Annotated in this window: 11 protein-coding genes; 4 read left to right on the top strand and 7 right to left on the bottom strand. The window is 42.0% G+C overall.

From position 1 onward, the window contains the following. Window positions 1-294: 294 nt before the first annotated feature. Together NPUN_RS40485 and hetR are read left to right on the top strand one after the other, a co-directional pair. Window positions 295-480 (top strand): hypothetical protein, encoded by a 186-nt coding sequence (locus NPUN_RS40485; protein WP_148220271.1) that lies wholly within the window; start codon window positions 295-297, stop codon window positions 478-480. A 1097-nt stretch (window positions 481-1577) separates the two neighbouring features. Beyond that, window positions 1578-2477 carry a heterocyst differentiation master regulator HetR gene (gene hetR / locus NPUN_RS08745; protein ID WP_012408409.1) on the top strand — a complete coding sequence of 300 codons (900 nt, stop codon included), beginning with the start codon at window positions 1578-1580 and terminating at the stop codon, window positions 2475-2477. A gap of 636 nt (window positions 2478-3113) precedes the next feature. Here the strand turns inward: hetR and NPUN_RS08740 are convergent. Beyond that, entirely contained in the window at window positions 3114-3800 is a 687-nt protein-coding gene (locus NPUN_RS08740; protein ID WP_012408408.1) for a hypothetical protein, read from the bottom strand. A gap of 456 nt (window positions 3801-4256) precedes the next feature. On the opposite strand from NPUN_RS08740, the gene rpsD reads away from it, so the two are divergent. After that, a complete protein-coding gene (gene rpsD, locus NPUN_RS08735; RefSeq protein ID WP_012408407.1) occupies window positions 4257-4865 on the top strand; it encodes a 30S ribosomal protein S4 in 609 nt (202 codons plus the stop codon). 59 nt (window positions 4866-4924) lie between these two features. Here the strand turns inward: rpsD and moaA are convergent, their stop codons facing one another. Further along, window positions 4925-5911 (bottom strand): GTP 3',8-cyclase MoaA, encoded by a 987-nt coding sequence (gene moaA / locus NPUN_RS08730; protein ID WP_012408406.1) that lies wholly within the window; start codon window positions 5909-5911, stop codon window positions 4925-4927. Between the two features lie 161 nt (window positions 5912-6072). Here moaA and NPUN_RS08725 point away from each other — a divergent pair, with 161 nt between their 5' ends. Then, a complete protein-coding gene (locus NPUN_RS08725) occupies window positions 6073-7104 on the top strand; it encodes a hypothetical protein (protein ID WP_012408405.1) in 1032 nt (343 codons plus the stop codon). A gap of 106 nt (window positions 7105-7210) precedes the next feature. On the opposite strand, the gene NPUN_RS08720 is transcribed toward NPUN_RS08725, so the two are convergent. The 5 genes from NPUN_RS08720 to NPUN_RS08705 form a co-directional block, all read right to left on the bottom strand. Beyond that, window positions 7211-9040, bottom strand: coding sequence for an S-layer family protein (locus tag NPUN_RS08720; protein ID WP_336884947.1), 1830 nt, complete (start codon window positions 9038-9040; stop codon window positions 7211-7213). Then, window positions 8947-9579 (bottom strand): filamentous hemagglutinin N-terminal domain-containing protein, encoded by a 633-nt coding sequence (locus NPUN_RS44475; protein WP_336884932.1) that lies wholly within the window; start codon window positions 9577-9579, stop codon window positions 8947-8949. Before NPUN_RS44475 ends, NPUN_RS08720 begins: the two co-directional genes overlap by 94 nt. A 354-nt stretch (window positions 9580-9933) precedes the next feature. Further along, window positions 9934-10206 carry a hypothetical protein gene (locus NPUN_RS08715; protein WP_012408404.1) on the bottom strand — a complete coding sequence of 91 codons (273 nt, stop codon included), beginning with the start codon at window positions 10204-10206 and terminating at the stop codon, window positions 9934-9936. Window positions 10207-10724: 518 nt separating this feature from the next. Next, window positions 10725-13172 (bottom strand): two-partner secretion domain-containing protein, encoded by a 2448-nt coding sequence (locus NPUN_RS08710; protein ID WP_012408403.1) that lies wholly within the window; start codon window positions 13170-13172, stop codon window positions 10725-10727. Window positions 13173-13335: 163 nt separating this feature from the next. Next, complete coding sequence (locus NPUN_RS08705) at window positions 13336-13596, bottom strand: hypothetical protein (RefSeq protein WP_012408402.1); 261 nt, start codon at window positions 13594-13596, stop codon at window positions 13336-13338. Between the last annotated feature and the right edge of the window lie 49 nt (window positions 13597-13645).

Raw genomic sequence — 13645 nt, 5'->3', positions numbered from 1 at the left:
GACTTGTAATATATTTTTAGCAATTTAGCCTGATACAGATAGGGAAAACACGTATATATAAGCAGTACGAGTAGTACTGACTCAAGCAATTGAGCGCAAGTACTTGCTCAAACAGGAAATTTGCAAGGAGTGAAGACCATTGCAGCATATTTTGGAACTAGAAGATGAAAAAGTAGTAGAAGGGTTGAGAGTAACCCGTTTTTTAAGGTACATGAATACATGGAGCGATCGCGCCCGTAAAACAGCTAGTCCCTTGATCCTACTAAAAGCCCTGCGAGTAAGGCAGAATTCAAAATGCCTCGTTTGTATGTTTTTGAGGTTGACGAGATGATATCTTTATTAATGCCTTTGTGTCCTCGTCAACTTAGTCTGCGATCGCCTAGATACTTAGAGAAAAAGGCTGATATCGTAGTCTTGTGCGGATTCTTGTCTTTTTTTAGTAACAACTATCTACGCACTTACAGTCTCTCAAGTTTATAAAACAGGACATCAAAATCTACTTTCAAGTAGCCAATGAATTAGTTAAATCATGGAAATTTGAAATTCTTTCATGAAAAAAATATAATTCCATTGAAAAACAATTTCTAAATAATCGTCAGAGGAATCCAATATGTTTTATTATATATATGCTTATTAACTAATTTTTCGTTGATTAACACGAGCAAAAAAGCCTCATGGCTATGCGATTCAGTCTGAATTAATCGCAGCTTTCTGTGTCAAATCATCAACACAAAAAGATCAATCAGACTTAGATTTAAGAGTCAAAAGACAAATATCATCAAACCTTGATTTAGTCAGAATATAAAATATTTAAATACTCATAATTTATAAACTTTAAAATGCATAATTTTATTCCAATATCAAAAAACAATGGTATGATAAAAAGCGATATTTGAAAGAACAATAGGTACTTCAAAATTGGAATTAATTGATCTACTTGATGTCTACTATCTTCCCTCAAGCCAACGGCTTATACTGCCGAGACATCACAGGAGGTTGTGAACGAAATGATAGTTCCCAACGAGCCGTTTGGCTCAACCTCTGAATGTTGCTACACCTGGTAAGCGGTTGCTTTTGAGATTACTCCCAACGATCTCCAGCCACCTGTGTACTACAAATAATTCACCAAAGCTGAATATAAACCATCTTTTTCGAGTAACAAATACCCCAGATGAACCGCGCAAACTAGTTTTTACTCCGAGTCGGCATAGTGCCATAATTAGGTATAAGCAGTTTGATCTTGTTGCTCTTGAAAGATGAGAATAATCCCAGAGAAGTTAAAAGCTTTGTAGATTATTTGCAACACAGTTAACTTTTGGGAAGTCAACCGCTGTCAAGCTGGACTTAGTGATATCTGTAATTTTCCAGTCAGATGCAGAAACAGTTATGGTAACAACAACTAAATCTGCCTGTGTACTAGAAAAATATGCGAAAATGGTAGTTTGGACTACCGCCGATTTCATGGTTATCGCATACTAATATAATCTGAAGTGAAAAATCGCCTTCAGCCAGGTGTATACTACCTTATTCTCAATCGATTAAAAACTCTGTAAACGTGCTATTCAATTGTCTGTAATATGAGTAACGACATAGATCTGATCAAACGTCTTGACCCCAGTGCGATGGATCAGATCATGCTTTATCTGGCTTTTAGTGCCATGCGGACGAGTGGGCACAGGCATGGGGCATTTTTAGACGCAGCCGCAACAGCAGCAAAGTGTGCAATTTACATGACCTATCTAGAGCAGGGACAAAACCTGCGAATGACAGGGCATCTGCACCACTTAGAGCCGAAACGAGTAAAAATTATTGTAGAAGAAGTCAGACAGGCGCTAACAGAAGGCAAACTGTTAAAAATGTTGGGTTCTCAAGAACCTCGCTATTTGATTCAATTGCCTTACGTCTGGCTAGAAAAGTATCCTTGGCAACCGGGGCGATCGCGCGTACCTGGTACAAGTCTGACAAGTGAAGAAAAAAGACAAATTGAGCAAAAACTGCCAAGTAACTTACCAGATGCCCAGTTAGTTAGCTCTTTTGAGTTTCTGGATTTGATTGAGTTTTTGCACAGGCGATCGCAAGAAGACTTGCCAACTGAACACCAAATGCCTTTGAGTGAAGCTTTGGGTGAGCATATCAAGCGTCGTTTACTCTACTCAGGCACAGTAACACGCATAGATTCTCCTTGGGGAATGCCCTTCTACGCACTTACTCGTCCTTTTTACGCCCCAGCAGACGATCAAGAACGCACTTACATCATGGTAGAAGATACCGCTCGGTACTTCCGCATGATGAAAAATTGGGCAGAACGGCGACGAAATGCCATGCGCTTATTAGAAGAACTTGATATTCTCCCAGAAAAAATGGAGCAAGCTATGGAAGAATTGGATGAAATTATCCGTGCTTGGGCAGATAAATATCATCAAGACGGTGGTATTGCAGTCGTCTTACAGACGGTTTTTGGTGAAAAAGAAGACTAGTAGCACTACGCAAAACTCAAAAAGCTTACTTTCTAAGCTTTTCACCGCTTTTGTCCCTTACTTAAAAGTAGGGGGATGATTGGTTTATTTACATTGTCATACTGTACCAATAGTATAAAAGTCACAAAACTGCTTGTGACTTTTGTATTGTAAGTATTTAGTTTGCATAATTTGCAAGCGTAAAGCAATTATGACGGATTTTATTATATAGATATTGTCGCTTAAGTCAAGCTAGTTTTGACTCCAATAGGACTTACTCAAAACTACACGCAGTAGGGACAATACCCTATGGGTACTATTTTAGAGAACTCGTAGACTAAACTTTGGGTTTACATGCCTCTACCAGAAAATATAGGTTTGTACTATTTTTTGTGTAAATCCTCTACGAACTCAATACTTGTCGGGTTTTGGGATAAGGGGAAGGTGGGGTCTTCTCTGGGGATAAGGCGCGAGGTAAAGGGGAAAGAAAAAACTTTTACCCCAAACCCAATTCCGAGTTCAAAATGCACAAAGTGAGCAGTATTGTCTACGAACTTGCTTACCCATGAATTTAAACTTGACAGACTAATAAAGTGGGCGTTTTAATGCCCACCTTACTAATTAACCTATATTCTCAGCAATTACAAAGCACTATATTTAATTAGCGCCGGGTTGCGTTGGAACAGTCGGTTGCGTTGGAATAGCCGGTTGCGTTGGAACAGTCGGTTGTGCTGGAACAGTCTGTTGCGTTGGAAATGGAACAGTCTCGATACCTGATCCTGCGGGAATGATGGTTGGTGTTGAAGATGAAGCACCGATAACACTATCATCAGCACTAATACAAGTATCTAAGACTTGAGCAGGAGGAACATCGATTTGACTACGCAAGCCAACCACACACTGCCCAAAGCGCACGGGTAACAAACTACGTCCACAGTAATTTAAAACTGCCGGATTAGCTTCTTCCTTAGTACTTAAACTGACACCGACTACACAGGTAGCTAACTCTTCAGGTCGCCGGGCCTTCCCACAAGAAGAAAGTGCATCTGTCGCAGCAATTTGGGTTTCCTTATCAATTTTAACCACGCAAGCAGCCAAATCAGTTGGACGCAGTGCAGCTGCACAAGCTTGTGATGCCGCTTCTGCGGTTACGCCCACTTTTAGGAGACGGCCTGCACAGTTACTATAATCATTGCTGTAGGAAGCAGCGATCGCTGGATTGGGTAAGATCGTTGTCAACCATCCAGCTATAGCCAAAACTGGTACTATTAAACTTCTGGAGGTGGAACTGGCTTGTTTGTTCTTACCTCTATTAACCGCTTTATTGCTCATTGACATTGCCATTCTCCAAACACCCAAAGTTATGCTAACTCAAATATTTTAAAAATCCTCTGTAATTCAATAATTTCAGCGTGAGCAAAGTTTAGACATAATTAATTATGCCGGAAATTGTGTTAATATAACTGTTTGAAAGATAAGTAGGCAACGTAAAAAGTATTTCAGAGTAAGAATACTGCGTACACCAATCTGATGATTGAGTAGCCTACGAAACTAAATAAAAACAAAAAACTTATTGGCAGAAGTACGGCGTGACAGGTCGGAATTCAGGCTTGGAAGCTAGTATGTCGGCTCTACCGACTTAAAGCAACTGGCTACAAAAGTTGAAGCCTCTACTCTGGTAGGATACGTCATACCAAGGCAAGCAGCTTCAAAAACCAAGAATCCCCTGATTTTTAATCAGTGGTATGTCAACATAGAATGTTTGGGTAAAGTTTAAACAGGATTAGATTAAGGAAACTCATGTCCCGATATAGAGGGCCACGCCTCAGAATTGTCCGTCGCTTAGGCGACCTACCAGGATTGACTCGTAAAAGCGCCAGACGCGCTTACCCACCTGGTCAGCATGGTCAGAACCGTAAGAAACGCTCTGAGTATGCCATCCGTTTAGAAGAAAAGCAAAAGCTCCGCTTCAACTACGGTTTGACTGAAAAACAATTGCTCCGCTATGTGCGGAAAGCCAGACGTGTTACTGGTTCTACCGGACAAGTGCTGCTGCAATTGTTAGAAATGCGCTTAGATAATACCGTTTTCCGCTTGGGTATAGCCCCGACTATCCCAGCCGCTCGTCAACTGGTAAATCACGGTCACGTAACTGTTAATGGTCGTGTGGTGAATATTGCCAGCTACCAATGCCGTCCTGGAGAAGTAATTGCAGTCAGAGATCGGGCACAATCACGGAAGTTAGTGGAAGCTAACTTGCAATATCCCGGTTTGGCTAACCTCCCCAGTCATTTGGAGTTTGACAAAAATAAGTTGGTTGGTAAAGTCAACAGTGTTATTGAGCGCGAATGGGTGGCACTACAAGTTAATGAACTACTTGTGGTGGAATACTACTCACGACAAGCGTAATAGTCATTTTTTCTCAGTCATTTGTCCCTAGTTATTTGCAAAGGACAAATGACCAATGGCTATCCGCCAATTTGTGACATAGTGCGAGTATATGTACCGACAATCCCAGAATCGCGCCCTTTAAAGTTAATTTCTGGCTTCATTCGGAGCAAATGCCTCACCTGCTCTTGTAATTGAGCGGTGCTAGTGCCAGAACGCAGAGCAGTTTTTAAATCTATTTGACCAGTTTCATTCAATAAACACGGACGCAGCCAGCCATCAGCACTCAGGCGCATCCGGTTACAACGATCGCAAAAACATTCTGACATCTGACTAATAAATCCTAGTGTCCCCTTCGCACCAGGAATTTTAAAGACATCAGCAGGGCCAGCACCACGAACTTGAGATTCTGTCAAGCCCCAGCGATCGCGGATTTGTTGCCGTAACTCGGCTGAAGATACCCAACCGCGATCGCCAAACAAATCTACATTACCAATAGGCATAAATTCAATAAATCGAACGTGCCACTGTTTATCAATTGTTAGGGCAGCTAAATCTAAAATTTCGTGGTCATTAACACCAGGAATCACCACCACATTCAGCTTCAGTGGGTCGAATCCAACGCTATGGGCAGCTTGAATGCCATGCCAAACTTGTTGCCAACGAGAACGCCCTTGATTACCGATAATTTGATCAAAAGTGTCAGCATCAAGAGAGTCTAGACTGATATTAATTCGTCTTAGACCAGCATTGTAGAGGTTTTGTGCCATCGGAGCCAGCAAAAACCCGTTGGTGGTCATAGAGAGGTCTTGAGTTTGAGGTAAAGTTGCGATCGCACTTACCAAATCCACCACACGTGGACGCAATAAGGGTTCACCCCCAGTCAAACGAAACCGATTAAAGCCTACTGGAATAAATACCTCTCTAATTAAGGTGAGCAACTCCTCATTAGTTAATAGCTGTTGCTTGAGAATATAATCCAGTTCTACTCCCTCTGGCATACAGTATTGACAACGAAAATTACAGCGATCGATTAAACTAATGCGGAGGTAGTCTACCTGGTTCATCGTTTTATTTTTATTCTCTCTGATTAATTAAAGACCTTACTGGGGTGGTTTACCCCTTCCTACTATATGTGTAGTAATTCAAAATACCGTACTCCCCCTTAAGTGATAGTCCACAGATTGTGGCATAATAAGCCGATCGCATCCACTAGTTATCATCAATCGTGCAAGACACCGACTCCATCAACGACCTTGCTGCTGCTTTACTACAGCCAGCAGATATCAGCTTTGAACTGCCCGATCCAGAAGATGAACAGATTCTAGAATCAGATTTTCAACAGCAACTCGAAATAGCTTGGCAGGTATGCGATCGCTTTGATTTGCAGACTGAAATCTGGCGGGGGCGAATTTTACGGGCGATCCGCGACAGAGAGAAAGTGGGTGGTGATGGGCGCGGTACTGGCTTTCTGCGATGGCTAAAAGAGCGGGAAATCAGCAAAAGTCAAGCTTATGCGTGGATTCAGCTGGCCAATAGTGCCGATACTCTCATTGAAGACGGTAAACTCGACCCCGGTTCTGTGAATAACTTCAGTAAACGGGCATTTGTTGAAACCTCCAAAGCATCGCCAGAAGTGCAACAGATGGTGAGTGAAGCCGCCCAAAAAGGCGATCGCATCACCAGGCGCGAAGTACGTCAACTCAGCGATGAATGGACAGCTATGTCTTCGGATTTATTACCGGAATCAGTCAGAGAAAAAGCTGCAGATAACACCCTTCCGCCGCGCTACATTGCCCCATTGGTGAAGGAAATGGAAAAACTGCCAGAATCGCACCAAAAGTTTATCCAGAAAGAAATTGCTGCCAATCCTGATGTGGATACCCTGAAACAGGTAACAAGTGAAGCACGTAACTTGGCCAAATATCTCAAAGGGGCGGCTCAAGTCCAAGCGCTGACGCAGGAAAATGTTGATATTGAAACAGCCTTAGAAGAAGCGCAAAGAGTCGGCTGTTTGAGCATTGCTGCTGATTTGGTCAATCAAGCATCGCAGATTGAACAAACGATCGCTAAACTCTACATGACGTGGAAACGAATCGGCAATTTGGCAGATAGATTGTATGTAGATACTGGTGCAAGTACACCCAACTTGCGATCGCTCCTCACTTGCTTAGAACCTCTGGGTGGTGAAATTATGGAATTGCAACTTAGTGGTGCAACTGAACACACTGTTCGTTTGCAAATTCAGGAGACGAGTTAGGAATATAGACAATAGGCGAACTTCTGGGCAGTAATTGCGATCGTAATTACTGCCAAGTTATGGAAATTAAACGTTAATTCAGAGGTTGTTTAACTTATCTCAAAGTCTAACGAGCAGCGCAAGATGTAGCCGTGAGTGACGAGTTATGGGGCGACGCAGTGGGTACTTGAGCAACCAAAACTACATTACCATTAGCATCCATTACCCAGCCTTGGGCTTCTACAATTTGAGTAGGTTCATTGACAGAATTAACTTTCTGTGATTTTTCTTCTGTGTTTTGCTGCGCCTGAAGAACCGCTCTTTTTTGAATACCAGCAGCACGATTTTTACTCTCTGGAGAGAGTGTGATCCAATCTGCCAGCACCGCATCATCAGCTATCAATGCCTGCGTGGGATCGGCTACTAGTCCTCCACGCCCAGTAGCAATAAAGGAACTCCTTCCTATTTTTGCACCAGAATTACAACCAGCAGCAATTTGCTCAGAAGCATCAACCAGATTTACGGGTAGTTCCACTAATCCTTTACTGGGGTCAGCATCTGGTGAGTTGATTTGCACAGTGCCATTTAATGAAGGGTTTTGCTGAGAAAACGCGGTGATGTCACTTGTTGGCAGCCTACTTGGGTCTAGTGGCTCTTTAGGGTTCAAAAGCCTCTCTAGGTCTGCACGGGTGCGGGGCACAAAACCAAAGATGTTCTTGGTGGTGATTGTGATTTTACCACCAGAGCCGAAGTTGGCGTTGGCCGTGATATCGTTATTTCCGAAGGGAGTGGCGACAAGGAAGCCCTTTGGTGCATAGATGGTGATTTTACCACCATCTCCATTATTTCCTGCATTAGTGGATATTTGGCTGTTGCGGCGCATTAGTAATAAGTCGCGCATCTGTAGGGTAATATTTCCGCCTTTGCCTGACTCACTATTAGATGTGAGTTTTCCCTCATTATCTAGAAGTATGGAGCCAGCAGTTACATTTAGATCCCCTGCTGAACCTAGTATATATGCATCTCCTGGGTAAATATAATCCTGGCCAAATTGACTGCTTACAGTGACATTAGCCCCATTCTGGATGATCAATTTTCCTGTAGTAATTGTCACTTTTCCGGCATCTCCAGAAGTGTTAGTTGAAGCAAACAAGCCGCTAGTAACATTTAAATTGCTTGTTGATCTTCCAATTAGTTCAACAGACTCAGAGGCGTTTACAGTCAAATTGCCTCCTGCTCCTGTACCTGGTATCAATTGTGAATTTCGTAATGATGCAGTAGATTCCGTTGATATCCGTCCGCCGCTCATAATACGCAACTTTCCAGTATTGATGATAAGGTCACCCGCCTTTCCACTACCGCCGGTTGAACTATACAATGCACCAGATTGAACAAAATCACTATTTGGTATGGGAAAGCTACCATTTACTTCCACAGACTCAGAGGCGTTCACAGTTAACTTTCCTCCTTGACCCCCGCCTCTGGTAGAAGTGAAAACTTGTGCGCCATCCCGCACAATTAATTTCCTAGTGGTAATCGTTAAGTCTCCGGCATTTCCGATACCAGTAGTCTGAGTTGTCAGTATTACAGGGTAACCTATTATTTCCACTGTGTTACCATGCACTTCGATATTACCTCCACTACCATCTGTGTTATTAGCTCTTACCTGAGATGGAATCTCAGAACCATTAACAGTTCGCGTGATTAGTTGAATATTTTGGAAATTCTGGACACCTTCATATCCAAAAACCCAACCTTGAATCGTTGGTTTCAGACTAACCAGACTGTTGGCAGCGACACTTCCTAGCTCAATTCGTCCAGATGTTGCGGTTAAATTTCCGCCCTCCAGAGTTATATCACCGCCTACAAGTGCCAAGGTTTTGCCTGACTGTACTTGTAAGCCACCAGGTCTAACAGTTGTGCTACCATTTGGTCTTGCTTGGGATTGATTGCGGATGGGAGCCGCAGTAGCTCCGAATTGTAAACCAGTGGGTACACTTTGGGTACACTTACTGTTAGCAGGGGTGTGGTTCGAGGATCTGTGGCACTCAACTTTGTACCATCGGCAAAGTTCAAACTACTTGCGGTACTCGCCACAAATGAACCGTTAATTTGTAAAGAAGCATTGTTACCAAAAATAATCCCGTTGGGATTAATTAGAAATAGGTTAGCAGTGCCGTCTGCTTTCAGGATGCCATCAATATTAGAAATAGACTTACCTGTTACTCGGCTAATAATATTTTGAATATCTGTTGGATTTTGAAAGTGAGCCGTAATCCCTGTAGGTACAGAAAATTGCTCAAAACTGTGGAAAAGATTGTTTTCTGCTCTGGTTCCACCTTCAATAATTGTGATATTACCCTGTGGTGTAACCTGAGAATTAGTAGGTAGAGTACCATCCTGGGTAATTTGAGCAATAGCGGAGTTTTCGCAGAAAACTATTGCACCACATACTGCAAATCCTAGACTTTTAAAGCAGACCCACAGATTACTCATACTTGATATTATACCGCTCTAAAAAAGCATTAATTGCTTAACAATAGTGACGCTAAATCTGTATTAACGTGAGTGCGATAATTAGATTACATCAGAATGGAATCCGTAATCTGCCTTTCGCTCTTTTCTTTACCAAACCTTATAGTGTTTATCATTTGCAAACACTATATTATAGGGGCATAACATTGTTGTGCCCCTTGTAAAAAAGCTGTATTTCACGCAATTAGAAATGACATTATTAACTTTACTCTCAACTAAATTAAGACGAGAAATTAAGTTGGCAATGTTATTATCTTTACTCTCAGAAAATTGAAATGATACCAATTAATTTGAGAATACTGTTAAGGCTAAACTTTAATGACATATCATACCGTCATCAGTCAAAACGCAACTTTCTAGATTTTTATTCTTAGGTGGAATTCCTTGGGGAAAATTATGAAGCTCTTTCTCTGCACTACCATCATTAAATTCAGTTTTATTAAGGTCTATGTTGCTGTGCAAGTCATGATGATTATCTCCTGATATACCATCATTTGCACTTACACCAACAGATTCAGAGTTATTCAAGCTCTGACTAGTTTCCTTTTGAATCTCATCTGTTAGCTGTTGTGTGTTTTGAGAATTCATAATTGTTACTCTCCTTGCAGACTGGTAGATGTGTAAACTTATCTTTTGATGTACTAAATTAACGTGACTTCGATTAGTACAGTTTGGCGACGAAGAAATTAAGGATACAGAGTCTAGAGTGGCACCAAAGCATTCGGTCTCTAAAGCTCTTGCAAACTCCCATAATTATTACTTCAGCTTGGCTAGTTATAATTACGCATTACGTAATAAAACTTCATATATTTCTACCGGATTTCCTTAAAATCTTCATGAATCTGGCTACCAACCTGACAAAGAAGCCATACCTTCTCTACGAGACCCTACGCGATCGCACTGACACCTGAGTTGAGTAGGAGAAGCCATCGCTTGCTTACATAAGGGTCATTGCGAAAAAGCGAGCGCACCTTGAGTAGAAAGAGCGATCGCACCACACCTGATTTGAGTAGAGAGCGATCGCTTGTATGAAGATCATAGTGAATTAGTGATGTCTACGATGGGTTAGGCCAACGCACCAACAAAATTTACGAGAATCTCAAATTCTAATTACCAGCGCAAGATGTAGCCATGAGTGAAGAATTATGAGGCGACGCAGTGGGTACTTGAGCAACCAAAACCACGTTCCCATTGGCATCCACTACCCATCCTTGAGCTTCCACAATTTGAGTAGGTTCATTGACAGAATTAACCTTCTGTGAATTTTCTTCTGTGTTTCTCTGCTTGTCAACAACCACTCTCTTCTGGATACCCTCAGCATGATTCGGACTGTCTGGAGAGAGTGCGATCCAATCTGCTAGCACCGCATCATCAGCTATCAATGGCTCCGTGGGATTGGGCGCTATTCCTCCACGCCCAGTTGTAATAAATGAACTTTTGGCTATTTTTCCACCAGAATTACAACCAGCAACAATTTGTTGGGAAGCATCAACCAAATTTACAGGCAACTCCACTAATCCTTGACTAGGGTCAACATCTGGTGAGTTGATTCGTACCGTGCCATTTAATGAAGGGTTTTGCTGAGAAAACGCCGTGATGTCACTTGTTCGCAGGTTATTCGGGTTGATTTCTTCTCGATCGAGTTTTTCTACATCTGCACGAGTGCGGGGTACAAATCCAAAAATGTTCTTAGCGGTGATTGTGATTTTACCACCAGAGTCAGAGAAGGCATTGGCAGTGATATCGTTATTTCCCAAGGGAGTAGCGACAATGAAGCCATTAGGTGCATTGATGATGATATTACCGCCATCTCCACCCAGTCCTGTTGTACCTGCGTTAGTGGTGATTTGACTTTCGCGGCGCATCAATAATAAGTTCTGCACCTGTAGGGTAATATTCCCACCTTTACCTGACTCACTATTAGATATGAGTTTTCCTTTGTTGTCGAGAAGTATGGAGCGAGCGATTATATTTAAATCGCCTGCTTTTCCTAGATTATTTGGATCTCCGATATAGATTACATTTTTTCGAGCTTGGCTGCTCACATTTATTGCAGCCCCATCCTTGATAATCAATTGCCCTGTAGTTAGGGTCAAGTTTCCGCCATCTCCAGGCCCTTGAGTCCCAGAAAACAAGCTACTGAGCTTAGAACCATTTGGTGAAGTTCCAATTAATTCTACCGACTCGGAAGCGTTCACCGTCAAGTTTCCTGCATTACCTGTAGCTGGTGTAAGTTGGTTAGTAATAAACCTGTATATACCCTCAGAACTTGTTGATATTCTTGCTCCTCCTTCGATACGCAACCTTCCAGTATTAATTATGATGTTGCCAGCGTTTTTATCGCCAGAAGTTGCACTAAATAATCCACTGGATATTAAATCACTACCATCTTGAAAGAGAGGGATGTTAGTGCCGCTAATTAGTTCCACGGAATCTGAAGCGTTTATGGTCAATTGCCCCTGCAATTGGGCTCCACTTTTGACCACCAACTTCTTAGTATTGACATTTATGTTTCCAGAGTTTGCGTTGGAGAAACTCTGAGTAAACAGTTGCGAATCTTTTTCAATTACTACAGAATCTGAGGCGTTCACTGTCAAATTCCCTCCTGATTGCACTCCAAAGGGATTAACTAGAATTAGGAAACTGGCAGCTACTCGCACAAGCCCCCCTTGCAGGTGGATATTGCCGCTACCATTTCCATGAGTATCTACAATCGATGGAATTTTATTTAACTGGATTATTTCGATATTTTGGAAATTTTGAACACCTTCATATCCCAAAACCCAACCTTGGTTGGTTGGACTTAAACTGACCAGACTATTGCCAGCAACGCTTCCTAATTCAACCTTTCCTGCCCTTGCCGTTATATTTCCGCCCTCTAGCGTGATATCACCGCCTATAAGTGCCAAGGTTTTGCCTCGCTGCACCTGTAGACCAACGCCTTGTCCAAAGATATCAACTGTGCCATCTGGACTTGCTTGAGATTGATTGCGGATGGGAGCCGCAGTTGCTCCAAATTGTAAGCCAATGGGAACACTTAATGTCAGTAGAGGTTTAGCTTGAGGAGATGTAGCACTAAACTTTGTACCATCAGCAAAGTTCAAGCTACTCGCCGTACTTGCCACAAATGAACCGCCAATATTTAAAGAAGCATTGGGCCCAAAAATAATGCCGTTAGGATTAATCAGAAACAGGTTCGCCGTGCCGTTCGCTTTCAGAATCCCATCTATCTTAGAAATCGAGTTACCTGTCACCCGACTGATAATGTTCTGAATATCTATTGCATTGTTAAAGTAGGCTGTCCTTTCCGCAGAGACAGAAAATTGTTCAAAGCTGTGGAATAAGTTTGTACCACGAACTGCCCCACCATCAATCTGGTCTATAAGCTGACCATCGATTAGTTTTGGTGTAATGATTGAACTTTCAGATTCAAGTGTGCCATCTTTTTGTATTTGGGCTAAGACAAAACTCTCAAAGAAAGTAAGTACTCCAGCAATTGCTAATGTACTCACTATCCCTAACTCCCAGTACCAACTACTTCGGTATCGAGACATGACAAACTTGCACCCAAAAAATAAAAGTATATTGAAATACTGCTCCTTGCTAATTAGGTATGGTGATACTTGGGATTATCTTTGTTACCTAACTAGTAAATGCAAAGTTCAGCATTTTTATACTTACTAGAATAAACTCTTTGCAGTGCGAAGACTAAATTATTTAGCAGTTACAGCCAAGAGGGTTTCCAGTTGGGCAAGGGACACACCATGAGTCTTGCACTACCAAAATTTCCTGCTCATCAACTGCATCACCAGATTTGATTTTATTTGGGTCAATATTGAACTGCCACTGAACTGTCAAAGCTCTAGCATCTGGTACCCCATACTTTTCAAGCACGCTGTATAAGCTAGCATTATTAACGCTTTCAAGCAGTTTCTGTTGAACTTCGTCTTTTAACTGCTGTAATGTTTCAGGGTTCATAACTGTTTTCGTTTCTTACAAGGTGTGTCTAATTCCAGCTTTACTAGTA

The sequence above is a fragment of the Nostoc punctiforme PCC 73102 genome, from assembly GCF_000020025.1.
Classification (GTDB): Bacteria; Cyanobacteriota; Cyanobacteriia; order Cyanobacteriales; family Nostocaceae; genus Nostoc; species Nostoc punctiforme.
This window is presented reverse-complemented; position numbering and strand designations above follow the sequence as displayed.